The 25,574-nt window shown below is 60.5% G+C and carries 21 protein-coding genes and 6 pseudogenes; 16 read left to right on the forward strand and 11 right to left on the reverse strand.

The window, feature by feature from the left end; all coding sequences use genetic code 11:
• Nucleotides 1–16 precede the first annotated feature (16 nt).
• Nucleotides 17–625, reverse strand: a complete 609-nt coding sequence (locus NUW13_03070) for a transposase (protein MCR4438012.1) — start codon at nt 623–625, stop codon at nt 17–19.
• A 239-nt stretch (nt 626–864) separates the two neighbouring features.
• Here NUW13_03070 and NUW13_03075 point away from each other — a divergent pair.
• From NUW13_03075 to NUW13_03150, 16 genes and pseudogenes are all read left to right on the forward strand, one after another.
• A pseudogene (locus tag NUW13_03075) lies at nt 865–1,943 on the forward strand (methylmalonyl-CoA mutase family protein).
• Nucleotides 1,944–1,966: 23 nt separating this feature from the next.
• On the forward strand, nt 1,967–2,380 hold the full coding sequence (locus NUW13_03080; GenBank protein MCR4438013.1) for a cobalamin B12-binding domain-containing protein: 414 nt from the start codon (nt 1,967–1,969) through the stop codon (nt 2,378–2,380).
• Nucleotides 2,381–2,447: 67 nt separating this feature from the next.
• A complete protein-coding gene (locus tag NUW13_03085; GenBank protein ID MCR4438014.1) occupies nt 2,448–3,305 on the forward strand; it encodes an MBL fold metallo-hydrolase in 858 nt (285 codons plus the stop codon).
• Nucleotides 3,295–4,843, forward strand: a pseudogene (locus NUW13_03090) (acyl-CoA carboxylase subunit beta). Before NUW13_03085 ends, NUW13_03090 begins: the two are co-directional and overlap by 11 nt.
• Before the next feature lie 86 nt (nt 4,844–4,929).
• Nucleotides 4,930–6,441, forward strand: coding sequence for an acetyl-CoA carboxylase biotin carboxylase subunit (gene accC / locus NUW13_03095; protein ID MCR4438015.1), 1,512 nt, complete (start codon nt 4,930–4,932; stop codon nt 6,439–6,441).
• Between the two features lie 38 nt (nt 6,442–6,479).
• The gene (locus NUW13_03100; GenBank protein MCR4438016.1) at nt 6,480–6,986 is read left to right on the forward strand and encodes an acetyl-CoA carboxylase biotin carboxyl carrier protein subunit; all 507 of its coding nucleotides are present in this window, start codon (nt 6,480–6,482) and stop codon (nt 6,984–6,986) included.
• Nucleotides 6,987–7,079: 93 nt separating this feature from the next.
• Nucleotides 7,080–7,781 carry a tetratricopeptide repeat protein gene (locus NUW13_03105; GenBank protein ID MCR4438017.1) on the forward strand — a complete coding sequence of 234 codons (702 nt, stop codon included), beginning with the start codon at nt 7,080–7,082 and terminating at the stop codon, nt 7,779–7,781.
• A gap of 34 nt (nt 7,782–7,815) precedes the next feature.
• Nucleotides 7,816–8,865: pseudogene (locus tag NUW13_03110) on the forward strand (hydroxymethylglutaryl-CoA synthase).
• 42 nt (nt 8,866–8,907) lie between these two features.
• Entirely contained in the window at nt 8,908–10,068 is a 1,161-nt protein-coding gene (locus tag NUW13_03115; GenBank protein MCR4438018.1) for a thiolase domain-containing protein, read from the forward strand.
• Complete coding sequence (locus tag NUW13_03120; protein MCR4438019.1) at nt 10,068–10,457, forward strand: Zn-ribbon domain-containing OB-fold protein; 390 nt, start codon at nt 10,068–10,070, stop codon at nt 10,455–10,457. The genes NUW13_03115 and NUW13_03120 overlap by 1 nt, the downstream gene beginning before the upstream one ends.
• 206 nt (nt 10,458–10,663) lie before the next feature.
• Nucleotides 10,664–12,261, forward strand: a pseudogene (locus tag NUW13_03125) (methylcrotonoyl-CoA carboxylase).
• Between the two features lie 253 nt (nt 12,262–12,514).
• Nucleotides 12,515–13,321, forward strand: a complete 807-nt coding sequence (locus NUW13_03130) for an enoyl-CoA hydratase/isomerase family protein (protein ID MCR4438020.1) — start codon at nt 12,515–12,517, stop codon at nt 13,319–13,321.
• Between the two features lie 4 nt (nt 13,322–13,325).
• A complete protein-coding gene (locus tag NUW13_03135; protein MCR4438021.1) occupies nt 13,326–14,825 on the forward strand; it encodes an acetyl-CoA carboxylase biotin carboxylase subunit in 1,500 nt (499 codons plus the stop codon).
• A 14-nt stretch (nt 14,826–14,839) separates the two neighbouring features.
• Nucleotides 14,840–15,130, forward strand: a complete 291-nt coding sequence (locus tag NUW13_03140; GenBank protein MCR4438022.1) for a hypothetical protein — start codon at nt 14,840–14,842, stop codon at nt 15,128–15,130.
• A gap of 12 nt (nt 15,131–15,142) precedes the next feature.
• Entirely contained in the window at nt 15,143–15,358 is a 216-nt protein-coding gene (locus NUW13_03145) for an acetyl-CoA carboxylase biotin carboxyl carrier protein subunit (GenBank protein ID MCR4438023.1), read from the forward strand.
• Nucleotides 15,359–15,411: 53 nt separating this feature from the next.
• Nucleotides 15,412–16,205, forward strand: a pseudogene (locus NUW13_03150) (enoyl-CoA hydratase-related protein).
• 203 nt (nt 16,206–16,408) lie between these two features.
• On the opposite strand, the gene NUW13_03155 reads toward NUW13_03150, so the two are convergent.
• The 10 genes and pseudogenes from NUW13_03155 to NUW13_03200 all read right to left on the reverse strand — a co-directional run bounded on the left by NUW13_03155 (nt 16,409) and on the right by NUW13_03200 (nt 25,523).
• A complete protein-coding gene (locus NUW13_03155) occupies nt 16,409–17,656 on the reverse strand; it encodes a 3-ketoacyl-CoA thiolase (GenBank protein MCR4438024.1) in 1,248 nt (415 codons plus the stop codon).
• 251 nt (nt 17,657–17,907) lie between these two features.
• On the reverse strand, nt 17,908–19,248 hold the full coding sequence (locus tag NUW13_03160) for a 3-hydroxyacyl-CoA dehydrogenase family protein (protein MCR4438025.1): 1,341 nt from the start codon (nt 19,246–19,248) through the stop codon (nt 17,908–17,910).
• Between the two features lie 150 nt (nt 19,249–19,398).
• Entirely contained in the window at nt 19,399–20,154 is a 756-nt protein-coding gene (locus NUW13_03165) for an MBL fold metallo-hydrolase (protein ID MCR4438026.1), read from the reverse strand.
• 73 nt (nt 20,155–20,227) lie between these two features.
• On the reverse strand, nt 20,228–21,403 hold the full coding sequence (locus tag NUW13_03170; GenBank protein MCR4438027.1) for a (Fe-S)-binding protein: 1,176 nt from the start codon (nt 21,401–21,403) through the stop codon (nt 20,228–20,230).
• Nucleotides 21,404–21,437: 34 nt separating this feature from the next.
• Nucleotides 21,438–22,418: an electron transfer flavoprotein subunit alpha/FixB family protein gene (locus tag NUW13_03175; protein MCR4438028.1), complete on the reverse strand. Its 981-nt coding sequence runs from the start codon at nt 22,416–22,418 to the stop codon at nt 21,438–21,440.
• The gene (locus tag NUW13_03180; protein MCR4438029.1) at nt 22,415–23,179 is read right to left on the reverse strand and encodes an electron transfer flavoprotein subunit beta/FixA family protein; all 765 of its coding nucleotides are present in this window, start codon (nt 23,177–23,179) and stop codon (nt 22,415–22,417) included. The genes NUW13_03175 and NUW13_03180 overlap by 4 nt, the downstream gene beginning before the upstream one ends.
• 33 nt (nt 23,180–23,212) lie before the next feature.
• Nucleotides 23,213–24,356, reverse strand: a pseudogene (locus NUW13_03185) (acyl-CoA dehydrogenase).
• 21 nt (nt 24,357–24,377) lie between these two features.
• Entirely contained in the window at nt 24,378–25,190 is an 813-nt protein-coding gene (locus tag NUW13_03190) for an acyl-CoA dehydrogenase family protein (GenBank protein MCR4438030.1), read from the reverse strand.
• Nucleotides 25,191–25,313 (reverse strand): acyl-CoA dehydrogenase family protein, encoded by a 123-nt coding sequence (locus tag NUW13_03195; protein MCR4438031.1) that lies wholly within the window; start codon nt 25,311–25,313, stop codon nt 25,191–25,193.
• A 30-nt stretch (nt 25,314–25,343) separates the two neighbouring features.
• Nucleotides 25,344–25,523, reverse strand: a complete 180-nt coding sequence (locus tag NUW13_03200) for an acyl-CoA dehydrogenase family protein (GenBank protein MCR4438032.1) — start codon at nt 25,521–25,523, stop codon at nt 25,344–25,346.
• Between the last annotated feature and the right edge of the window lie 51 nt (nt 25,524–25,574).

Raw genomic sequence — 25,574 nt, forward strand, 5'->3', positions numbered from 1 at the left:
AGGAACGGCCGGAAGCTCAAGGCCGGCCGTTCCTGAAGAGATTTCGATTGCTCTTCAGCGGCGCGATGAAGGAAAAGCCCTTGCGGCGACAGGCCTTCACAACCGTTGGACAGAGGTAGTAGGAATCAAAGAGCACAGTGATCTTGACGTCCTTTGGGGGCTGAAAGGCCTTGATGAGTTCTGCGGCCAGCTGCGTCGTCTTTTTGAAGGGGATCCCGAGCTTCGCGCAGTGCTCCTTTTTCACATAGAGCCGGATTCCAAACGGGATCTGCACGCCGCTCAAGACAATGGTCGCACAGACGAACTGGTGGCCTCGAATCTTCTGGCCCGACGAGCCGTCGTAGATCCACTCGACCGCCTGCATCGCTTTGGTGGGCCTGTCTTCGGCGGCGTCGGTCTTTTGGCCGCCACGTTTCGCCTTCTCGGTGTGGTCGATCACAAGATAGATTCGGTCGCCCGGGCGCGGCTTGAGGGCCGTGAGCAACCGGTCGGCGGTCGCGGCAAGGGCCTCTTCCGGCTTCCACCTCTGGACGAGAACGAAATTGTTGAAGCGAGTACGGTGAGGTCGGCCGCGGGGGGTCCAGCTGACGATAGAGGGCGGAGATGTTGCGTCGGCCGAAAGCAAACGCTACAAGTAGGACCAGGATTCGGAAATATTCGAAGTGATTCCAGAGGAAGCTGTCGCGGAGGGGCTCGAAAAACGACCCAAGCTTTTTGGGAAACCGGACGATCTTAAACATGAGGCGATCTCCGATAAAGGGTTTCTGCTTTCCTTATCGGCAAGATCGCCTCTTTTTCTTTACAGGGCCTCCGTGTCCGGTTCCGAGAACGGCGGGAAGTTCCGCAAAAACTCAGTCAAGTTGAGAAGAGTACATTGCCCAAAAGGAGTGGATCTACCCGCCCGCGCCGTCCATGCGCCTCATCACGGACACGATGGCCTTCTGTGCCCAGCTGTGCCCAAGTGGAACACGATCTCCATCTCCGGCTACCATATTCGCGAGGCCGGTTGTACGGCGGTGCAAGAGCTGGCGTTCACGCTCGCCGATGGGTTCGCCTATGTGGAGGCTGGCATCGCCGCCGGCTTGGATGTAGACGTCTTTGCGCCGCGGCTTTCTTTTTTCTTCAACGCTCACCTTGATCTGTTTGAGGAAGTGGCCAAGTATCGGGCGGCGCGTCGCCTTTGGGCCAGGTACATGCGGAACAAATACGGTGCGAAGCAGCCGGAGTCATGGCTGCTTCGCTTCCACACCCAGACCGCCGGCTGCAGCCTCACCGCCCAACAGCCGGAAAACAACATCATCCGAACGGCCTACGAGGCACTCGCCGGTGTTCTTGGGGGCACCCAGAGCCTGCACACCAACTCCATGGACGAGACTTATGCTTTGCCCACCGAACATGCGGTAAAGATTGCCCTGCGCACCCAACAGATCCTGGCCTACGAAATCGGTGTGGCCAATACCATCGACCCCTTGGCAGGGTCGTACTTCGTAGAGGCATTGACCGATCAGATGGAGAAGGGAGCCGAAGCCTATTTTGCGGAGATCGAAAAGCGCGGGGGCGTACTCAAGTGCATAGAACAGGGCTACCTTCAGCGGCAAATCGCCGAGGCTGCGTATCGCTATCAACGTCAGATTGAGAACCAAGAAAGGATCGTCGTGGGGGTCAATCGTTTCACAGAAGAGGGGGACACCGGCACCATCCCTATCCTGGAGATTGACCCTGCCGTGGAGCGGGAGCAGTGCGAGGCGCTCAAGCGCCTGCGGGCCGAACGAGACAACGACAGGGTCCAGAGGGTTCTTGCCGATTTGCGGCGCGTCGCCGAGGGGACGGAAAACACTGTGCCGGCCATCCTGGAGTGCGTGCGGGTGTACGCCACTGAAGGTGAAATCGTGGATGTGCTGCGCAGCGTTTTCGGCGAGTACCAGGAGCCGGAGCTCATTTGAGGGTGCGCGGGACAGGAGCGAGTGTGGAACGACCCATCCGCGTGTTGCTTGCCAAGCCCGGCTTAGATGGACACGATCGCGGCATCAAGGTCATCGCCAGCGCCCTGCGGGATGCGGGCATGGAGGTCATCTACACGGGCCTCCGCCAGACGCCCGAGGCCATTGTGCGTGCGGCCATCCAGGAAGATGTGGATGCGCTAGGCATGAGCGTACTCTCAGGGGCCCACATGACGCTCTTTCCTGAGGTGTTAGAGCTCCTCCGCGCCCAGGGGGCCGACCACATTCTCCTGTTCGGGGGCGGCATCATTCCCGACACAGACATCCATGCCCTGCGCCAGATGGGGGTCGGGGCCCTCTTCACGCCCGGCACCTCGCTGCAGGAGATCATCGACTATGTGCGCCGCGAAATCAGCGAGCGGAGGAAAAGGGAACAGTGAAAGTGAGTCTGGCCTGGGTACTGCGAGTGCCTCCCTCCACAAGCGACTATTCCAGGAACGCGTGAGCATGCGTTTGGGAGAATTCGACATCCATACGGTTGTCGACAACACGTTCAAGATGGACGGCGGGGCCATGTTCGGGGTGGTGCCGAAGACCATCTGGCGAAACCTGGTGGCGGTGGACGAAGACAACTTAGTACCGCTGGACATGAACACCCTGCTTGTTCGCACTCCGCACGCTGCAGTGCTCATCGATGCAGGCATGGGCGACTTGCTCACCGCCAAGCAGCGGCGCATCTTTGGCCTTCATGCGCCTTCCCGTCTGCTGGCTGGGCTGCAGGCCTCGGGGTTGGCCCGGGAAGACGTTGACATGGTCATCCTCTCCCATCTTCATGCCGATCACGATGGAGGAGTGGCCAGTGGCTCGTTGGAGGCCTCTGAGCCGACTTTTCCCAAGGCGAGGCACGTGGTGCAAGAGTGGGAATGGGAAGACGCGATGAGGCCTAACGAGCGCACCGCGGCCGCCTACTTCACTGATCACCTCAGGCTGCTGGAAAAACGCAAACTTCTGCGACTGGTCCAGGGCGATTGTGAGATATTGCCAGGCATCGCCGTGCGGCTCACTGGTGGCCACTGCCGCGGCCACCAAATGGTGGAGATCGTCTCGAAAGGCGAGCGGCTTGCCTATTTGGGCGACCTCCTGCCCACGGCTGCCCACGTGCGCTTCGCCTACATTGCCGGTGTGGACACCTTTCCCTTGCGCACTTTGGAGGCCAAGAAGGAACTCCTCCCCCGCCTTGCGGCCGAGGGATGGTTGGTTGCTCTTGATCACGACGTCCGGGTGAAAATCGGCAAGGTGATGGAACGCGACGGCACACTGGAAATTGTTGCCGCCAAAGGAGCGGATAGTGAGCATACCCTCTGATGACCGACTAACTCACCTTCGGCGCCTCCGGAAACAGGCCCGCCTCGGCGGCGGCCCGCAGCGCATCGAAGCGCAGCACCGCAAAGAAAACTGACCGCCCGCGAACGGTTAGACCTGCTCTTGGACGACGGGAGCTTCGAAGAGTATGATATGTTCAAACGCCACCGCTGCCGCGACTTTGGCTTGGACAAAGAGAGCTACCTCGGCGACGGCGTGGTCACCGGACACGGCACCATAGAGGGCCGCCCCGTCTTTGTCTTCTCCCAAGACTTTACCGTCTTCGGTGGCTCATTGTCCGAAACCTTCGCCGAAAAGATTTGCAAAGCCATGGATATGGCGCTGAACCTGGCGATCCCGGTGATCGGTTTGAACGATTCCGGGGGGCACGCATCCAGGAAGGCGTGGAGAGCCTTGGTGGCTATGCGCAGATCTTCTGGCGGAATACCCAGGCCTCGGGCGTCATTCCACAAATCAGCGTGATCATGGGCCCATGCGCCGGGGGCGCGGTCTACTCGCCTGCCATCACCGATTTTATCATCATGGTAAAAGAAACCAGCTACATGTTTGTCACCGGCCCGAACGTGGTGAAGACGGTCACCCACGAGGAGGTGACCTTCAATGAACTGGGGGGAGCAGAGGTGCACAGCAGCAAGTCGCGCGTGGCCCACTTTGCGTGCACCTCGGAGGCGGAAGCACTGAGCACCACGCGTAGGCTCTTCAGTTATCTGCCGCTGAACAATCTGGAGGACCCCCCGTCTGCACCGTGCGAGGACCCGCCGGACCGCCAGGACTCGGAACTGGACGATATTGTGCCCGAGAGTCCCACCAAGCCGTACGATATCAAGGAGGTCATCAAGTGAGTCGTGGACGGGGGCGAATTCTTGGAAGTGCACAAGGATTTTGGGCAGAATTTGGTAGTGGGCTTTGCCCGCCTTGGGGGGCGAGCCGTTGGCATCGTGGCCAATCAGCCAGCGGTATTAGCTGGGGTGCTGGATATCGATTCGTCGGACAAAGGGGCCCGCTTCGTGCGTTTTTGCGACTGCTTCAATATTCCCTTGGTGACTTTTGTGGACGTCCCCGGTTTCTTGCCAGGCACCGCCCAGGAGTTTGGGGGCATCATCAGGCATGGAGCAAAGCTTCTCTATGGCTACTGCGAGGCCACCGCACCAAAGCTGACGGTCATTACGCGCAAGGCGTACGGCGGGGCTTACGATGTGATGAGCAGCAAGCATGTCCGCGGGGACGTTAACTACGCCTGGCCGACGGCCGAAATTGCGGTCATGGGGCCGCAGGGGGCTGTGGAGATAATCTTCAAGAAGGAGATCGCGCAGGCTCCTGATCCAGCGCGGGCTCTCGAGGAGAAGGTGGCGCAGTTTCGGGCGGAGTTTGCCAATCCCTACAAAGCTGCCGAGCGCGGGTATTTGGACGATGTGATTGAACCACACGAGACGCGACCTCGCCTCATTAGAGCCTTGGCCCTTCTGGACAGCAAAGCGGTGCCTGTACCGCGGCGAAAATATGGGAACATCCCCTTGTGACTGGTGGCTACCTCGGAGCATAGCACTGTGAACACGGACCCTCTTACTCCTTGTCGTGGGCGCTCCAGAGGGAGAGCGGAGTGAGCATGTTCAGGCGGGTGCTCATCGCCAATCGCGGCGAAATCGCCGTCCGCATCATGCGGGCTTGCAGGGAGCTGGGCATCGAGACGGTGGCCATCTTCTCGGACGTGGACCGCTCCGCACGCCATGTGCGCTACGCCGACTACGCCTTCCCCATCGGCGCAGGACCGGCAACTGAGAGTTACCTTTGCCAAGAGCGCATCGTCGAGGCAGCACTGCAGGCAGGCGCAGAGGCCAGTCACCCGGGGTACGGCTTCCTGGCCGAGAATGCTGACTTTACACGGGCGGTGCAGGCCGCCGGTTTGGTCTTCGTGGGACCGCATCCAGAAACCACTGCTCTGCTGGGCGACAAGATTGCCGCCCGCAAGATGGCCAGTAGTGCCGGCATACCCATTGTCCCCGGCGTGGAACAGACCATTAACTCCGTCGAGGAAGCCACAGGGGTGGCGGAGCAGGTTGGCTACCCGCTCCTCATCAAGGCAGCAGCCGGTGGCGGAGGCAAGGGCATGCGCATCGCGCGTACGCCAGCGGAACTCCCCGAAGCGGTGAGGGCTGCCCGCTCAGAGTCCCAGTCCGCTTTCGGGGACGGCCGCATCTACATAGAAAAGTACCTTGAGCGACCACGGCACGTGGTGATTCAGGTCATTACCGACAGCCACGGCACTGTCTGCCACCTGGGGGAGCGAGAGTGTTCCATCCAGCGCCGCCACCAGAAGGTCGTGGAGGAGGCGCCTTCCCCGATCGTCGACCCGGAGTTGCGCGCGGCCATGGGCCAGGCGGCGGTACGGGCCGCGATGGCAGCGGGTTACCTCAACGCGGGCACGGTGGAGTTCCTCCTGGATGGTCAGCGCAACTTTTACTTCCTGGAAGTGAACACCAGACTGCAGGTGGAGCACCCGGTGACCGAAATGGTAACCGGCATCGACCTCGTCAAGGAGCAGTTACGCGTCGCGGCGGGCTTGCCGCTCACCTTCCGGCAGGAGGAGGTGCGCTGGCACGGCGCGGCCATCGAGTGCCGAATCTACGCCGAGGACCCTTACAATGATTTCCTTCCCTCCACAGGCACGGTGAGCAGCTATCGCGAGCCCGCAGGACCGGGGGTGAGGGTCGATTCCGGCATCGGCCAGGGAGACCAGATCTCTATTCACTACGACCCTCTCATCGCCAAACTCGTTGTGTGGGGACAGACGCGCGCCGAGGCTATCGCGCGCATGCGACGCGCACTGAGCGAATGCACCATCATGGGCGTGAGAACCACCATACCCTTCCACCTTGCGGTGATGGCCAACCCACGTTTTGTGGAAGGCAGGCTCTCTACCCACTTCATCCAGGAAGAGTTCGCCAAACAGAAAGCGGAACCCGCACCGGCCGACCGCCAGCTCCTGGCAGCAATGGCGTCGCTCGCCTGCATGCTGGAAAGCCAACGACAAGTATCGCCGCGCCCCTCGGACAGCGCCTCACCCCGGATGGGAGCCTGGAAGATTGCCGGGCGGCGGCGGGCACTCGAAACGTACTGAAAGTGTTTGCCAAGGACCTGACTTGGAACATTCCTCCTATGCGATACCGCGCCGAGATCGATGGACACGAATTGGAATTTGACCTGCGTTGCCAAGGCCACTGCGCCACTGCCATCGTGGATGGCACCGTCGTGCCCATTACCATGACGCGCATCGGGAGCTCAACCGAGTATGCGGTACTGTTTGGTAATCGCTCCTTTTCCTTCGAGGTGCAGCGGAATGCAGCAGGAACCTGGGTTGCCCACTGCGGACGCGTCTACCATTGCCGTGCACAGAATGCACAGAGAGAGGCCCTGGCGCGACTGGGCGGCGCGGCCGAAGGGCACCAACGGGCTTGGGAGCTCCGGGCACCTATGCCCGGCTTGGTTTTGGAAGTCAGGGTACGGGAGGGCGACGCGGTTGAAGCTGGTCAAGGGGTGCTCGTCGTGGAAGCAATGAAGATGGAGAACGAACTCCGGGCACCATGCGCCGGAACGGTCAAAGAAGTGAAAGTAAAGGAAAAGGAGTCAGTGGAGCAGAATCAGCTCCTGATCGTGTTCGCCTAGGCAGCACCACCTTGAGGCTACGCAGGCGAGCCTCCGTCTTGCCTTGCACGGAAGACCCGAGCCGAAGGTGGCTCCATGACGGGAGACGTCACAATGGACAAAGCACAGCGTGTTTGCACTCGCGAGGACGTCGAAGCCGGTTTGCGCTTGCTTCCCACCTTTTGCGATCCTTGGACTGCGGAGAAATACGCCGCGGCGCTGCGCCAGGCTCCGGAGAATCCGTATCTCCTTTGCCGAACGGCACAGAGCTTCTACTTTGCCGGTTCCTTGAGCAGGTCGGTGGAGTTGTTCCAAAAACTGTTGCAAAAGGTGCCCCGCTGCGCGAGTGCACGGCATCAATTGGGCATGGCCTACTACCGGCAGGGCAAGTTGGCGGAGGCGCGGAAGACTTTTCGTGAGGTGACCAAAATTGACCCGCAATGTGCTATCGCCTACCACTGGCTCGGTTTGACCTGCTACCACATGGGGCGCCGCGACGAGGCGCTGCAGGCTTACCGGCAGTGCCTGGAAAAGAGCCCGGAATCTCTCATCGTGCTCTACGACATGGCCATCATCTATTCGGCGATGGGAAAGCACCAGGAAGCAGCGGAGGTATTGCGCCGTCTTACTGAAGCCTTTCCTAAGGATGCGGCTGCCTTCTACCACTTGGGCATGGCTTACAGCCACCTTGACCAGGACCAGCAGGCTCTGGCCTGCTTCAAACGCGCACTGGCACTCGACCCGCACGACCGCCGGGCGCGTCACATGGTAGAGGTGCTTTCAGAGGTCACCAGTCAGTCGCAACGCTTGCTGTGAGGACAAAGACACAAACCAAACTGAGGGGAGGACCATGGTAGGCATAGTCGGCTACGGTGCCTATGTGCCACGTCATCGCATACGCATCGAGGAGATCGCCAAGATCTGGGGGGCGGACGCCCCCACGTACCGTCGTGGCCTAATGTTGGAAGAAAAGTCGGTGCCTGCTCCCGACCAGGACGCCATCACGATGGCGGTCTGCGCAGCTCGTCACGCCTTGGCACGCGCAGGCATCGACCCCAAGACGATCGGAGCAGTCTATGTGGGTTCCGAGTCACACCCCTATGCCGTAAAGCCCTCGGGCACAGTGGTCGCCGAGGCGATCGACGCTACGCCCGACGTGCACTGCGCCGACCTGGAGTTCGCCTGTAAGGCGGGCAGCGAGGCCATGTTCGTAGCTTTGGGGCTGGTTGCTGGGCAAACGGTTGAGTATGCGTTGGCCGTGGGCGCCGACACATCGCAAGGCGCCCCCGGTGATGCCTTGGAGTATTCTGCCTCGGCAGGTGCGGCCGCCTTCGTCATGGGCTCAGACAATGTGGTAGCCGAAGCCGAGTTCACCTATTCTTACATGACCGATACCCCGGACTCCTGGCGGCGGGAACACCAGTTCTACCCCAAACACGCCGGGCGTTTCACTGGGGAACCTGCTTACTTTCACACGATCGTCTCGGCAGCTCGCGGTCTGCTGGCCAAAGCGGGACTGCAGCCGAAGGACTTTTCCTACGCGGTATTCCACCAGCCAAATGGCAAATTCCCACTTCGCGTGGGGAAAATGCTTGGCTTCACCCCGGAACAAATCAAGCCGGGACTACTCTGCCCCAAGATTGGCAACACCTACTCTGCCTCTTCACCCCTGGGTCTGACGGCCATCTTAGACAGCGCTAAACCAGGCGAGCGCATTTTCATGGTCTCATACGGCTCCGGCGCCTGAAGCGACGGCTTCGTGTGGCGTGTCACCCCCTGCATCGACGAAGTGCGGGACGCCGCACCTCGTACCTGGGATATCGTCAGCAAAAACCTGCAGTACATCGACTACGGCACCTACGCCAAGTTCCGAGGCAAGATCGTCATGGCAGAGGAATAGCCCCTGGACACGCTGCGTGAATGCTAACCGATGGAGGTAGACGTGGCAGGCGAAGTAGCCATCATTGGTGTCGGGCTGAGCGAGTGGGGCGAGCTGTGGAACAAGTCACTGCGCGACATATTTGTTGAAGCGGCGCTCAAGGCCATCGACGACGCCGGCGTGGAGCGCATCGATTCCATGTACGTCGGCTGCATGAGCAGCGGCCTGTTTGTCGGCCAGGAGCACCTTGCGTCGCTGCTTGCCGATTACCTGGGGATGCGCCACATCCCGGCAGCCAGGGTCGAATCCGCCTGCGCCTCAGGAGGCTTGGCACTCAAGGTAGGGTTCTTGGAGGTGGCCAGCGGCGTGAGCGACGTGGTGCTGGTGGGAGGTGTGGAAAAGATGACGGACGTGAGCACCGACCAAGCCACCGCTGCCCTGGCCACAGCGGCCGACCAGGAATACGAAGTCTATTTTGGTGCTACCTTCCCCGCGCTCTATGCCATGATGGCCAGGGCACACATGCACCAGTTCGGCACCACGCGCGAGCAACTTGCCCAAGTGGCGGTGAAGAACCATTATCACGGTTCCATGAACCCACACGCCCAATTCCCGCACAAGATAACCGTCGAGGACGTGCTCAATTCCCTGGTCGTCGCCGACCCGCTGCGGGTGTTGGACTGCTCTCCGATTACTGACGGAGCGGCCGCAGTTGTCATCTGTTCCCTCTCCACCGCCAAGAAGATCTGCAAAAAGCCCATTGTCAAGCTCATTGGTTGTGGGCACGCCACCGACACAATCGCCTTGCATAGTCGCAGCGATCTCACCTACCTCCAGGCAACGGCACTGGCTGCGGAGCGGGCTTTGGCCATGGCTGGGAAAAGGCACGAGGATATCGATCTCATCGAACTGCACGATTGCTTCACCATCGCTGAGCTCATCGTGCTGGAGTCCATGGGTTTCCTGGAGAGAGGAAAAGCCGGGGAGGCGACTGCATCTGGCGTAACCACCTTAGGCGGCAAGTTGCCGGTGAACACCAGCGGCGGCCTGAAGGCAAAAGGACATCCAGTGGGAGCCACCGGAGTGGCCCACGTGGTGGAGATTGTCCAACAACTGCGTGGCGAAGCAGGTGCACGGCAGGTAGAAGGCGCAAGGGCGGGGCTCACGCAGAACATGGGCGGCACCGGTGGCAGCACACTGGTGCATATCCTGGAGGTGCTCTGATGTCTGTACCAAAGTACTGGCGCGAAATCCCGCGTCGTTACCGCCTCGAGGCAGGACAGTGCGCGCACTGTGGTACCACTTTCTACCCTCCTCGGCTGGTCTGTCCAGAATGCAAGAGCCGGGAGTTTCGCACCGTCTGCTTGCCAATGCAAGGAGTGGTGGAAACATTCACCGTGGTGCGCGTGGCCCCCAGCACTTTCCTGGACCAGGCTCCGTATGCCTTGGCAGTGGTGCGCTTGGCAGATGGCACCAAGTTATGCACCCAACTGGTCGACTGTGAACCGGAGCAGCTAAGTATCGGCATGCCAGTACGACTTGAATTCAGGCGCATCCTCGCGCGGCGCCGCGCTGGAATCGTCTGCTATGGGCACAAGGCGGTGCCGGAGTAGCCGCAGCCGAGGGCCCACGTCGTTGCCAAGTCCTCTGCACCAGCACGGGAGGCAGGTTTTCCCTTTAGCCACTGGTGAGATGCGCAGCGGACTACCCGCCACCGTGTCCTCGGTGCAAAGGGAAGGCGACGCCAGAGGAGCTGGCCTGGAAAGGGTCGCCGCAAGCATCCATGGTTAGCACTGACGGGAGGAGAACGCACCAGGCAATGTTCCGCATCGAGAGCCGTATCGACACCTCTTCAGCAGAGTTCAAAGAAAACCGAGAGCACATGTTGCGTCTGGTGGAGGAGTTGCGGCAGCGCATTGCCGAGGCAAAGAAGGGTGGCCCCCCTCAGCGCATCAGAAGCACAAGGCTCGCGGCAAACTGACCGCCCGCGAGCGACTGGGCAAGCTCTTTGACCCTGACACCCCTTTCTTAGAGTTGAGCCCTCTTGCCGCCTTTGATATGTACGACAACCAGGCGCCCGCCGCCGGCATCATCACGGGGATAGGGGTGGTGCATGGGCGAGAGGTCCTGGTTATCGCCAACCACGCGACCGTCAAGGGCGGCACCTACTTCCCAATGACCATCAAGAAGCACGTGCGCGCCCAGGAAGTGGCCATGTTGAACCGCCTGCCCTGCGTGTACTTAGTGGATTCCGGGGGCATATTCCTGCCTCTGCAGGAAGGCACGTTCGCGGATCGTGACCACTTCGGGCGCATCTTTTCCAACCAGGCTCGCCTTTCAGCCATGGGGATACCGCAAATTTCCGTTGTGATGGGTTCCTGCACCGCCGGCGGCGCCTACGTGCCAGCCATGAGCGACGAGACGGTCATCGTGCGACACCAGGGGACGATCTTCATTGGCGGTCCACCCTTGGTAAAGGCGGCCACCGGCGAGGTAGTTACCGACGAGGAGTTGGGCGGCGCAGATGTCCACTGCCGCATCTCTGGTGTGTCGGACCACTACGCCGAGAACGATGAACATGCCCTGCAGATCTGCCGGAATATCATCGAGTGCCTGGATCCGCCACACCGCTTCCCCATCGACGTTGCCGAACCGGAAGATCCCTACTACGACCCTGAGGAGCTGTACGGCATCATTCCCAAGAACCTGCGCAAGCCCTATGACATCCGCGAGGTTATCGCCCGCATCGTCGATGGAAGCCGCTTTCAGGAGTTCAAGCAGCTGTATGGCTCCACCTTGGTGTGCGGGTTTGCGCGCATCATGGGTTACCCCGTGGGCATACTTGCCAACAACGGCGTGCTGTTCAGCGAATCAAGCCTCAAGGGGGCGCATTTCATTGAACTTTGCACAATGAGGAGAATTCCCCTTCTGTTCCTGCAAAACATCACCGGGATCATTGTCGGCAAGCAGTACGAGCACGGGGCATTGCCAAAGACGGCGCAAAGCTGGTGCACGCAGTGGCCAATGCCCAAGTTCACGGTCATCGTCGGCGGCTCCTACGGCGCCGGCAACTATGCCATGTGCGGGCGCGGCTATGACCCACGCCTCCTTTGGATGTGGCCCAATGCGCGCATCTGTGTCATGGGTGGTGACCAGGCTGCCGATGTCCTTCTCACCGTCAAGCTCGAGGCGCTCAAGCGGGAAGGCAAAACGATGACGCCGCAAGAAATGGAGGAGTTCCGCAGGCCAATCGTGGAGCTCTACGAGCAGCAGGCCAGCCCGTACTATTCGACGGCGCGTCTTTGGGACGATGGAGTGCTGGACCCCCTTGAGACTCGTACGGCGCTGGGGTTGGGTATCTCCATGTCGCTCAATGCGCCTATCCCCGAACAGCGCTACGGCGTCTTCAGGATGTGAACCGGCCAGGGTACGCCGTCCCGTTGCTGCAGTGGTCAAATGTTACCTTTGGCCATGTCACAAGAGATGGACAGTGAAAGGAGCTTTCAGGGCGACCTTTGACGGCCCACGTCTGCTACAAGTTCGAAGGCCAGGGAACGCGCGCATGCACAGGTCTCCGTCGGTCAACCCAGCGAGGGGACAAGAGGCGCCGCTCATGGCTCTTTGGAAGACGGCGCAGAGCTGACCATTGGCTTCGCGGGTGCGCTTACCCATGACTGAGTACCAAACCATACCACTCCGCCCACAAGGCCCAGTCGTAACAGTGGCGCTAAATCGGCCAGAGGTGCGGAACGCTTTTGACGCTCGCATGCTGGCGGAACTCATCGACGTCTTCACCGGGTTAGCTGCCGAGTTTCCCAAAGTGCGCGTCGTGGTGCTCACGGGAAACGGCACCTCCTTTTGCACTGGTGCCGACCTCAACTGGATGAAGGAGACGGCACATTACAGCGTCGCTGACAATCTGGCTGACGCTCCTCAGGTGGCGGAGTGCATGCACCTGCTTTATCGTTTGCCGCAGCCGACCATCGCTCGGGTCAACGGGCCGGCAATCGGCGGCGGCATGGGGTTTGTGTGTGCCTGCGACATGGCCGTGGCGCAGCGCGACGCCGTCTTTAGCTTGAGCGAGGTGCGCATCGGTTTGGTGCCAGCATGCATTTCGCCCTATGTGCTAAAAAAAATCGGCGAGGGGCACTGCCGCGAGCTCTTTCTTAGGGGAGAGCGGCTTTCCGCCGAACGCGCCCAGGCCATTGGCCTGCTGAATGAAGTGGTGGAGCCGGCGAATCTTGATGCGGCGGTGCAGCGCAGGATCGAACAGCTGCTTGCCGACGGGCCACAGGCCATGGCAGCGTGCAAGCTCCTCTTGGAAAAGGTGGCGCACCAGGAGCTCGAGGAGGCGAAATCGCTCACCGCAGAAATGATAGCCCGGTTGCGGGCAGGGTCCGAGGCGCAAGAGGGGATGGCCGCCTTCCTGGAGAGACGGACCCCCCGCTGGCCCGAGGATCTGTCCGGAGGTCAATGAGGTCATGGTGAGCAAGGTATTGGTGGCCAATCGCGGGGAAATCGCGGTGCGCGTGATCCGTGCTTGCCGCGAGCTCGGGGTAGAGACGGTGGCTGTCTACTCGGAGGCGGATGAAGATGCTCTCCATGTGCAGCTTGTCGACCAGGCGGTGTGCCTCGGTCCGGCCCCTCCCCTGCAGAGCTACTTGCGAGTTGACGCGGTCATTGCCGCAGCGCGCCACACTGGTGCCGACGCCATTCATCCCGGCTACGGCTTTCTCGCAGAGAACGCCGCTTTCGCCCAACGCTGCGAGCAAGAAGGCATCACCTTTGTGGGCCCCTGCTCCGCGGCTCTGGCCCTCGTAGGCGACAAGGTGGCTGCGCGGGCCACGGTTGCCAGGGCTGGCGTACCCACCATACCTGGAATGCTGCTCAAGACCACCGAGCTTTCCGTCCTCACCTCTGAAGCCGAAGCATTAGGCTATCCCCTCTTGGTCAAGGCCTCGGCAGGTGGCGGGGGCAAAGGCATGCGCCTGGTCCGTCATCGGGGGGAACTGAGAGCGGCCCTCGAAGCAGGTATCCGCGAGGCTGAGTCGGCCTTCGGTGACGGCTCTCTGTACCTGGAAAAATACCTCGAGGAGCCGCGCCATGTGGAGTTCCAGGTGTTGGCCGATCATCATGGCCACGCTGTGCATCTCTACGAACGCGAGTGTTCCATGCAGCGTCGATATCAGAAAGTAGTTGAGGAATCCCCTTCTCCTGCCCTCGACGACGACCTCAGGCAGAGAATGGCTGATGCAGCACCAAAAGTCGTAAAGGCTTGCTCCTATACCAACGCCGGTACTGTGGAGTTCCTCCTGGGGAAAGATGGCACCTTCTACTTCTTGGAGGTGAACGCACGCATCCAGGTGGAGCACCCTGTAACTGAGTCGGTCACCGGTGTAGACCTTGTCCGTCAACAGTTATTGATCGCCAGTGGCGAGCCGCTCCATTTGCGTCAGGAGCAAATTACCCAGCGCGGACATGCTATTGAGTGTCGCATCTACGCCGAGGACCCGGCGCATGATTTTCTCCCCTGCCCAGGAACCCTGCTGGCGCTTCAAGAGCCGCGCGGCGCGGGGGTCCGCACTGATTCTGGCCTCTTCCCTGGGTGCCAGGTGAGCGTCCATTATGACCCGTTGTCGGCCAAGGTCATCGCTTGGGGACAAGATCGTGAGCAGGCTCGCCGCCGCATGGTGGCGGCTTTGCAGGAGTATGTGATCTTGGGGGTGCGCACGGAGATTCCATTCCTACGCGCGATAATGAACCAGCCGGCGTTCGTTGCCGGTGAGACGACTACTGCCTTTCTGGCACGCTTCATGGATGAACTCTTGCGTGCTGCCTCCGACAAGGAGGCACAACTGGATGCTTTGCTGGCGGCTGCAGTCGCCGAGTTCGAGCGAAGGCGAACTGCGCGCTCCGGCACCCCCAAGGAAATCACCCCGTGGCAGCGGATCGGGCGCTGGAAAGTCGGCATGGCCCACTGACGCCGGAGACAGACGTGGAACTGGAACTGGAAATAGATGGCAACACACACCACATCACGCTCCACAAAGAAGGGAACGCCTACCTGGTCACCGTGGATGGTAAGACGATGCGCGTGGCGTGCCAAGAGCTGACACCTACCAGCAGGTTGCTCACGAGAGACAGCCGGACGCGCCTGGTGTACCTTGTGTGCCAGGGAGGGGACTACCAGGTGTGCATCAGCGGCTGCGGGCTTACCGTCAAGCGGGCGACCCGCCTATCAGCCGAACCGGGCGCCACAGGCCGACCAGTCATACACGGTGGTTAGGTGCGCGCCCCGATGCCCGGCAAACTCATTCGCCTGTTTGTGCACCCAGGTGACCGCGTGCGCGTGGGTGACCGCCTCGCCGTCTTGCAAGCCATGAAAATGGAACATGACATTCGCGCACCGGTCAGCGGCACGGTGAGCAGACTCAACTGCGCTGAAGAGGCACTGGTGGACGGGGGCCAGCCCCTTTTTGAGATCGAGCCAGACCATGCCGAAAGTAGCGCATAGGACTTGCATGGCTTGCAGTCTGACTGGAGACGACAGGCATAAGGTGCGGAGCAATGGTATATCGCAGCGGAAATTTTGAGTGGATTGAGAAATCTTTTGACGGAGGCGTGGGTCTCTTAAGGATTACGAGGCCAGAAACCCTAAGTGCCCTTAGTAGCGCTCTCTTGCATGAGCTATGGGAGGCATTTTCCCAAATAGCCAATGACCAGACCATTAGGGCGGTAGTCCTCACTGGGCAGGGAAAGGCCTTTGTGGCCGGGGCGGACATAGGAGAACTGAGAAGTCTTGCCGCCGAGCTAGCGGGCGCGTTTGCGGCCTTTGGCCAACAGCTTTTCCGCAAGATCGAAACCACGGATACGCCGGTGATCGCCGCCGTCAACGGCTTCGCTCTCGGGGGGGCTGCGAGTTGGCAATGGCATGCGATATTCGCATCGCGTCGGAGCGAGCCAGGTTCGGGCAGCCTGAGGTAAACCTGGGGCTCATTCCCGGCTTTGCCGGTACCCAGCCCCTTCCCCGGTTGGTGGGACCGGGGCGGGCCAAGCTGCTCATCCTTTCAGGCGAACTTATCGACGCACAGACCGCTCTGGACATCGGCCTGGTCGACAGGGTCGTCCCGCATGAGGAGGTGCTCCCGGCAGCGCTGGATTTGGCCCGTACCATCGCCAGCGAAGGCCCACAGGCCGTGCGACTGGCAAAACGGGTCATCAACCAAGGTCTGGGGCTCGATCTGGATGCAGGGAGCGCGGTGGAGAACGAGGCGTTCGTCCAGACCTTCCTCACCGGAGAAGCCTACGAAGGGCTTGCCGCCTTCCTCGAGAAGAGGGCACCCGTGTGGACACGGAGCTGACTTTCGGCGCCTCTTGGCGTGGGCAGCACGACCAAGCAGGCCAAGAAAGGCGGGCTTGGCAACGTGCTCCTGAAGCCGGTCACTAAGGATCTCCGCTGTCGGCAAGAGCAGGAGGGCCCCGCAGGCGTCACGGCGCCGTCCTCCGGAGAGACAGAAATTCACGCTTGCCCCACCCTTCTGCCTAAGGTTCCCGTTCGGGCTGATCACTGTGCAGGGGCAAAGATGAACACGGTAACTGTCTTGTCGTTCCCCCCCATGTTAATGCTCATCCCAAGGCGGCGCTCGGGGCGAAGTTTTACCTGGCACTCACCGGCGTTCTTGGTCAGTTGACGCCAGACATCCACAACTTGTCTTACGCCCGTACCCCCGGTGTAGTGGCCAAAACCGATGAGCCCTCCGGTGGTGTTACAGGCAACGGTACCGCCTGGTCGCGTTTCGCCGCCTGCTACAAAATCAGGCGCGCCCCCCGCTCTCACAAACCCAGCAGCCTCCAGCGAAAGGAGTCCGCTAATCGTGAAACGATCATGCACCTCACACACACCGATGTCGCCGGGTTTGACTCCCGCCATCCTGTAGGCTTTGTCAACTGCAGCGCGGGTGGTAGTCAGTTCCGTCAACTCCGGTGGTGCGGCGGTGATGTCGTTCTCCGCCACACCCATGCCGATCCGCTGCACTGCTTGCGCGCGCGGGATGCCCAATCGCGCCAAACCCTCTTCAGAGGCCAGCACAATGGCCGAAGCACCATCAGAGACCTTGGAGCAATCGTAGACGTCTAGATTGGGCAGGAAAACCTTGGGGTTGGGAGGGGTCATGCCCAGAGCGAAAAGGTCCTCGGCTCTGTTGTGGTACTCCTGCGCCTTCGGCTCACGCCGTGCGTTTTCGATGGCCTGCACATACCACATGGCCATGGCTCGTCTGGTGCGCTCCTGCCCGAAACGGGAAAAGTAGGCGGCGGCGCGCTCGTCGAACTTGGCTGGGAAGAAGAAGGCATGCCCCGCCTTTCGCTCGCCCGCATAGTGTGCTGCCCCGGCCAGAATGTCCGACCCGTACACCGCCTTGAAAGTGTTCTGCACTTCAACTCCGATTACCAGGACAACCTCGGCAGTCTCTGCCAAGATGCTTTTGATGCCGGTATATACCGCCAAACCACCCGAGGCGCACGCGCCCTCGGTGCGGGTACATGGCTTGAAGCGCAGCGCCTCGTCCACGGCGGGCAGGAAGGCTGCCAAATGCCCCTGGCGGCAAAAGCGCGCGGCCATGAAGTTGCCAATGACCGCCTCGTCGATAAGCTCGGCTGAGCCAATCTGCCGAATTGCTCCCCGGCCTGCTTCGAGGATGTAGTGCTCAATGCCCGGTCGTGGCTTTTTCGGATGGAATTCGTCTCGACCGGACCCCATCGAGATGGTGTTGTATCCAGCTGTTGCGAAGACCCCCCTCCTCAGCTTGCTCATGCCTCCTTCCTCTTCTGTCCTGCGCACTACCTTGTTCGAACCGCCAGCCTTGCTAACCTGCCGCTGGCTGTCAAATATTCTTTCCACCCGATTGTCCGAAAGCGCCTCACCTCAGCGGTCGGCGCCCTCTGGATCTCTGCACCACTCCTCCCCTACGGCTCTCCCAGTTCCGAGCCTCAGTGGCAGTTTCTCCCCGTCCAACGCTTCGCAAAAAAGGCTCTGGGTACCGGCAACGTGCCTCAACGTGAGCCTCACACGAAGTCGTTGATTGGGCCGTACAGGTGGTAGAAACCGTTCACCAACACGCCATTCACGTCATCAGCGCAACTGGCCACACCGGTGCTTACCAGCATCTGACCCACCGCCTTCGAGTGCCGCAGGTACTTTTCGGCAAGCTGGGCGCCCAAGGTACCGGAGGCAAACAGCGTGGCGAAGAAGTGGCGCAGATATTCCTCCCTGTTTGGCGCAGCAAGCAGTTCCTTCCATGGTTTGTAGCCTTCGGGGTAAGGACCCAGTTTTGCGTCCAACTCACTCGTCCATCCCTTTGGGTCAAAGGCTCGGTATTCCCTCTTTTCCAAGTCGTAGATGGCCACAGGTCGTCCTTTCTCGTACTTCAGGATGCCATCCTTCTGGCTGCCATCGCTGCGTTGGCCGCCAACGATGCCAAGCTGATAAAAGCGGTCGATCAGTTCGCTGTGCAGCTCCTCGCCCTCAATGTGTTCATCCATCACCTTGAGCAGGAAGTAGAAGACGTCGACGCCCACGTAGTCAATCAGCTGAAAGATCACCATCGGCCGGAGCAGGAGATCTTGCGACACTTTGTTCATCAGGTACACGCCACCTGCCAAGCTGTACTCCGCAGCCAATCGTTGCGCCTCCTGGCAGGCATACAGGCCGTCGCGCGAGAAATGGCCGTTCCCGATGAAGCCGGCAATGTCATTGGCCGGAAAGAGTTTCTTGCCCAGCCGCGCGCCCAGCTCGTAAGCCAGCTCGCGCAGTTCCGGGGCGATGTTGGCTGGGCAGATCACCTCCACCAGCCTTTGCACCACGGGCGGATTGTAGAAGTGATAGCCGATCAACCGTCCACTCAAACCAGCCTCCCAGTCCAAAAGGCCAATGGGAATCGAAGACGTGTTGGTGAAAAAGAAGGTGTCCTCCGGGCACAGATCGCGTAGCGACCGCAGCAGCCCCACCTTCGTGGCCGTGTCCTCAATAACGGCCTCAAAGACCATATGCGCCCGTCTTGCGGCCGCCAACTCCGTGCCGGGCCACAAGATACCCAAGGCGGTGTCCGCAAACTCTGCGACGACTTCAGAGTTTTCCACAAGATCTTCGCGATCCGCATAGAGGTCGCGCAGAGCAACGATGGATTTTTCTGCCGCCTTTGTTGCCTGCGTCTTCACATAGGCGCGCAGGGCGTCCAGTGCTGCTTCGTTGACGTCGATGCAGTGCAGCTGATAGACCTTGTGGCGGTTCTCTCTTTTGGCGCGCAGCTTGGCCATCTCCACGGCAAGCAGCGCCACGATGCCGGTCCCCATCTTGCCTGCAGCACCGATCACGGCAACGTTTTGCAACCTTTCGTCGAGCGTCATGCCGGCTTCCTCCCGATTGCTCACGAGGCAGTTCTACAAAGGCCATCGATCCTTGTCCGCTTCCTGCACCACCGGAACAAACCGGTACCTTTCGCCTTCCCTTTCTAAGTGCCCGGGGCGGATCGCGCAGTCATGCTCAAGACAAACCAGCTACCTTCCCTCAATGGCGCGCTGGTACAGTTCACGTCGCTTGTGCATGACGGTCACCGGATAGAGATCAAAACCCATGGTGTAGGCGATGAGCAGATGAGACACAGCGGGGAGAATGCCGCCGAAGTAGGCTGCCACTTCCCCTTTGGACTCAATGAGCACGATCTGATGACACCGCGTATGTCCGCCGGTAACCTCCACCCCCACACCCTCTACTATGCGCGAGGAGCCCACGACAAACTGCACGAGGTTAGCTGCAGCCAGGGGGACAAAATCGGCGTCCACATAGGCGGCACGCGTCCGTTCGTTTGGGTTCAAGGCATCCTCCCACTCCCCTCTCTGGAAAAAGTGCCGCGCGCGAGGGAACACCGGTGCGGCGTTTCCTTCGGCATCCACTGCAGTGCAGGCCCCCACATGGTCAAAGTGGAGATGCGTCGCCACGACGATGTCAATCTCATCGACTCCGTACCCGCGGGCCGCCAGCGATTCCTGCAGAGACGGGGTCCGCTCGATTCGGTAGATAGAGCGCAGCCGCTGGTCCCATTTGTCTCCGAGACCTGGGTCGATGAGCACTAGATGCTCGCGAGTCCGCACCAGAAGAGGATTGATACTCAGGCGCACCCGATTGTTCTCGTCGGCGGGCACCAGTTTTTGCCAGAGCACCTTCGGGACGACGCCAAAATAGCCTCCGCCATCGAGCCAAAAGGCGCCATCCTGGAGAAAACAAAGTTCGTACTCACCCACCCGATACCGCATTGTCTCTCCCTGTAAGAGGACAGTTGGACTTCCGCGGCGGCTGCAGGTCCTTGGTGCACCATTCCAAAATGGTTTACAATGCCTCCGAGAGTAGCTCGCTCACGGCCTTCACCTCCAGGCGGAGATTGAGCACCTTTGTGGCATCCTCGAACATCTGCAAACAGTAGGGGCGGGCAATGGCCAGCGTATCAGCCCCAGTGCGCGCAGCCTGCAAGATCCGGACATTGGTGACACGTTCTTCCACAGGCCAATCCAACCACAGACCACCGCCTCCCCCTCCACAGCAGATGCTCTGATCGCGCGAAAAGTTCTCTATCTCGACCAAACGCAGTCCTGGGATGCTGCGCAGCACCGAACGTGGTTCGTCATATATCCCCTGTTTGCGCCCCAGGAGACAGGGATCGTGATAGGTCACCACCCTTGGCGTTTGCTTCTGAGGCACAATTCTCCTTTGGCTGATAAGGTGCGCGAATAGCTGCGTTTCGTGGACTACCGCAAGGTGCCCGTCTCGCTCGCCATAGTCCGCAGAAAACGCCGCCAGGCAATGGGGCGAACTGACGACGATGCGCCGTACCCCGGCCGCGCCAAAGGCGGTGAGGTTAGCCTCCGCCAGTTCCCAGAAGAGCTTTTCTGCGCCAACCTTGCGCATGCTCTCGCCGCAACATGACTCCTTCTGGCCAAGGATGCCAAAGGAGATGCCAGCGCGGCGCAGGATGCTGGCAGTGGCTTTGGCCATGGATTGCGCGCGTTGGTTGTAGGCAGGCACACAACAGGGGAAGTACAACCATTCCAGCTCAGGCGAGAAGGCGGATATGGTGAGCTCCTGCGCCCGGAGGGCCCGTCGCTCAGGTGGTTCGCCAAGGGGGTTGCCGCTACTGCCCACCTTGCTCATCGCAGCTCTTATCTCCTGCGGCACGCTGCCAAAGTCGGCCAGCACGCGACGCACGGCGCGCAGCACGACTGGCATATCGAGGCCGCGTAGGCAGCTCTTCCGACAGGCCTCGCAGCCCAGGCAACAGAAGATGTCCACCATCTCGGCGGCCAGCTCCTCCTTGTCCTCGGTGGCAGTGACGGAACCCAGCTTCACCGCTTGCGGATAGCGATATACTGGGTAATTGGTCAGCTGCACCGCAAACCACGGACAGGCGCTCATGCACTTGCCGCACTGGTAGCACTTATAGGCCTCCTGCCCGCCCTGCTCCAGGATGGCCTCCCGAATTTCCGGGATTGGGACGATGGGTCTCGGCATGGATTCTAAGGCTCCGTTCGCCAGTCTCTCGTCGCTATCCAGCCTTGGCCGTCCTCACTGCGGCGGTCAACGCGGGCAACACCTTGAACAGGTCATCAACGATGCCAAAATCCGCGACACTGAAGATTGGCGCATTGGGGTCCTTGTTGATGGCGACAATGGTTTCAGCACTTTTCATGCCCATCAGGTGTTGGAACTCGCCGCTTATGCCCACTGCCACGTAGAGCTTGGGGCGGACTGTTTTGCCGGAAGACCCGACCTGTCGGTCTTTGGGTAGCCACCCCGCATCGACGATAGGACGTGAACAAGCCACCACGGCGCCCAGGCTCCGCGCCAGCTCCTCGGCCAATCTAATGTTCTCTTTCTCTCGGAGACCTCTTCCTACGGATACTATCTTTTGCGCTTGGCAGATGTCGACTTCGCCAGCCGGTGCCTGCACAAAGCGCGCAAAAACTTTTTCCGCAATGGCCTGGAGCGCTGGAGGTTCGATGCGCACCACTTCTCCAGACTTTGCCCCTGGAGTAGCCTGGCATGTGCCTGGAGGAAAGGTGACCATGTAGCCCCAGTTGGGCCGGAGAGTACCTTCCGCGGCAATCTTGCCACTATACACCGGCCTGCTGCACACCACCGTTTCCCCTTCCAGCCACACATTGCTACAGCCGGGTGCCAGCGGCATCCGCAATGCTGTGCTCAAGGCGGGAGCAAGCTCCCAGCCATAAGGGGTGTGGCCCAACAGCAGGAAAAAAGGTCTTTCCCTCTCAACCAAGGGCAAGAGCGCGCGTTGGTAGTAGTCCGAGTGGAACTGTGCGAAGCAAGGCGCTGCGAGCACAACTATTTTGTCGGCGGCACCGCGCAGTGCCTCTACCATCGCCTCCGGCTCGGCGCTTAGCAACACCGCCCACAGCGAGCCGCCCAATTCATCGACGAGTTGTCTACCCTTTGTCAGCAGCTCGAAGGTTATCTCGCCTATCGCCCCCTGCCGGTGTTCGACGAGAACCCATACGTCCCGACTCATAGCAGTGCCCTGCCTTTCAGCAGCGATACCAACTGTTCGGCCACTTCGTTTGGGGTGCCGTGGAGGATCTCTGCCTTCTTCTCGGCTGTGGGAAAGGCCAGGGCGCGGGTTTCCCACATGACACTGTCAGCCGCTGAGCTTTGTACCACCTTGATGGGCTTGGCAGATGCTCGTTTGATGCCGAGGATTGAGGCGTAGCGGGGTTGGTTGATGCCGCTCTGCACGGTAAAGAGCGCCGGCAGATGGAGGGTGAACTCTCCCTGCAGCCCACCCTCTAACTCTCTGCGCGCCAGAACCTGGCCGTCCGCACCTACTTCCATGGCGACAACCAGGGAAAGGTGTGGCATGTGCAACAGCTCCGCAAGACTCACCCCAACCTGGGCGCTTCCGTCGTCGGCAGCTACACACCCTGTAAGGACGAGGTCTGGAGCGAGGGGCGGAATCTCTCGCGCCAGCAAACAGGCTGTGGCAAAGGGGTCAAGTTCCTCCCCTTCGGGAGGAGTGATGCGCAGCCCGTCATCGGCACCCTTTGCCAGTCCCATGCGCAACACCTCATCGGCGGCCTCGGGCCCCACGGTGACCAAGGTGACGGTGCCGCCCAGTCTCTCCTTGACCAGGAGAGCTTCTTCCAAAGCATAGTTGTCGGTCTCGTTGATGCCAAAGGTGAGAGTATCTTCCACCAGCTTCTTGCCCGAGGCGTCGATCCTGAGGATGGCCTCGGCCGCCTCAGGTACGCGTTTGATGCACACGACAATCTTCATCGTCCGACCCCTCTCTGCATTCCCAGAGTCTGCTCACAGCCCAAGCAAGGCGCGAGCGATAACCAGCTTTTGAATCTGGGATGTACCCTCATAGATCTCCATGACCTTGGCATCGCGGTAGAAGCGTTCCACGCTAAACTCACGCGAATAGCCGTAGCCACCATGGATTTGCACTGCCTTGCGCGCACACTCCACGGCCACTTCCGAGGCGAAGTACTTGGCCATGGACGACTCCAGGGAGAAGCGTGCGGTGCCGGCGTCCTTCAGGTAGGCAGAGCGGTACACCAGCAAGCGTGCCGCGTCGATGGCGGTGGCCATCTCGGCGAGCATGCCCTGGATGAACTGGAATTCGCTGAGCTTCTTGCCAAACTGCTGACGTTCCTTGGCGTAACGGATGGCTTCGTCCAGACACCCCTGCGCCAGGCCCACCGCCTGTGCCCCAATGTCAATGCGGCTGACGTCCAAGGTGTGCATGGCGATCTTGAAGCCTTCGCCCTCTTGGCCTGAGAGATTCTCGGCGGGCACAATACAGTCCTCAAGAATCAGCTCGCAGTTGGCCGTGGCACGGATGCCCATGGTCTCTTCGTGCTTGCCAACCCTAAAGCCCGAGAAGCCCCGTTCCACGACAAACGCCGAGATCCCTTTGTGGCGTTTCTCCGGATCGGTGTAGGCGAACACAACGTAGATTCCCGCCTCGCCGCCGTTGGTGATGAAGCGTTTGGCGCCGTTGAGCACGTAGTCGTCTCCCTGGCGAACGGCAGTGCTCTGCATGCCTGCCACATCGCTCCCGGCTACCGGTTCGGTGAGTCCGAAGGCACCGATCTTTTCGGCGCTGCAAAGGGGCGGAAGGTATTTGCGCTTCTGTTCCTCAGTACCAAAGGTGAGAATCGGGTAAGCGACCAGCGAGTTGTTTACCGCGGCAATCACCCCGGTGCTTGCGCATACTCTCGAGATTTCCTCGATAGCCACTGCCAGCGTCAAAGTCCATTCCCCCGCCGCCATACTCCTCGGGCACAACCACCCCTAAGAGGCCGAGCTTGGCCATCTTCTTGATGTTATCCCACGGAAACTCTTGGCTCTGGTCGATGAGTGCAGCCCTCTCCTTCAGCTCCTTCTCCGCAAATTCCCTGACCATCTCCTGCACCAGTTTCTGGTCGGGACTGAGCTCAAAGTCCATGTTCGACCTCCTGGGGAGAGATTAGCGACCGAGAATCTCCCTGGCGATGACCAACTTCTGGATCTGTGAGGTGCCTTCGCCAATTTCCATAAGCTTCGCATCTCGCAATAGCCGCTGCAACGGATTGCTGGCGAGAAGTGCTTCGGGGCCAACGACGTCGATGAGGCGCCGGCACGTGCGGGTGCCCACTTCGGAGGCGTAGAGTTTGGCCATGGCGCTTGCTGCTGTCACGCGGGCCCCCTGGTCCTTGAGTGCGGCCGCATGGTAGATCAGATGGCGCGCACACTCAATCTTGGTTGCCGCCTCGGCGATCACCTCCTGCACCCATTGGCTGCGGTGGAGCGCTGCTCCCTGGCGCCGTTGGCTGGTGGCGAAGCTGATGGCGTGGGTCAATGCCCCCTCGGCAATCCCGAGGCCGAGCACGCCGATACCGATCCTGCCGCCGTCGAGTGTTTCCATGAACACCTTGAACCCTTGGCGTTCCTCCCCAAGCAGGTGGTCACGCGGCAGGCGGCAGTCGTCGAAATGGAGTTCTGCGGTGTCGGAAGCGCGCAGGCCGAGCTTGTCCTCTCTACGTCCGACCGAGAAACCTGGGGTACCACGCTCAACGATGAAGGCGCCAATTCCCTTGGTCTTCAGCGCCGGGTCATGGCTGGCGGTGAAGACTACCACATCGGCAAAGCTGCCGTTGGTGATGAAGCGCTTTTGACCATTGACAACCCAAAAATTGTTATCCGGCCGCACCGTCGTCTCGGTGGCCCCTGCGTCGCTACCGGCGTGAGGCTCGGTCAGGCCAAACGAGCCAATCTTCTCTACGCGGAGCAGAGGCGGCAATTACCTTCGCTTCTGCTCCTCGCTGCCACGGGCATAGATCGGGTAACAAGCGAGTGAACAGTGGGCGGCGATGGCAATGGCCGTCGAGGGGCACACTTGTGAGATCTCCTCAAGGGCGAGGATGTAGCTGCGTCAGTCTCGTCCCATGCCCCCCTATTCTTCCGGGAAGGGGATGCCCAGCCAGTCCTTCTCGCCCATGGTCCGCAGCAACTCGAGGGGGAATTCCTCAGTGGCATCACGCTCTGCTGCTCGGGGTGCGATCACCCGTTGCGCAAACTCTCGCACTTCATCCCTGAAGCGCAAGTGTGCGGCGGTCAGCTCACAGAGGCTCATGAAACGTTTCTCCCGGTCACACTTCTGCTCGCCTCGTCCTCGGGAAAACGT

The sequence above is a fragment of the candidate division KSB1 bacterium genome, assembly GCA_024655945.1.
GTDB lineage: Bacteria > Zhuqueibacterota > Zhuqueibacteria > JANLFK01 > Oleimicrobiaceae > Oleimicrobium.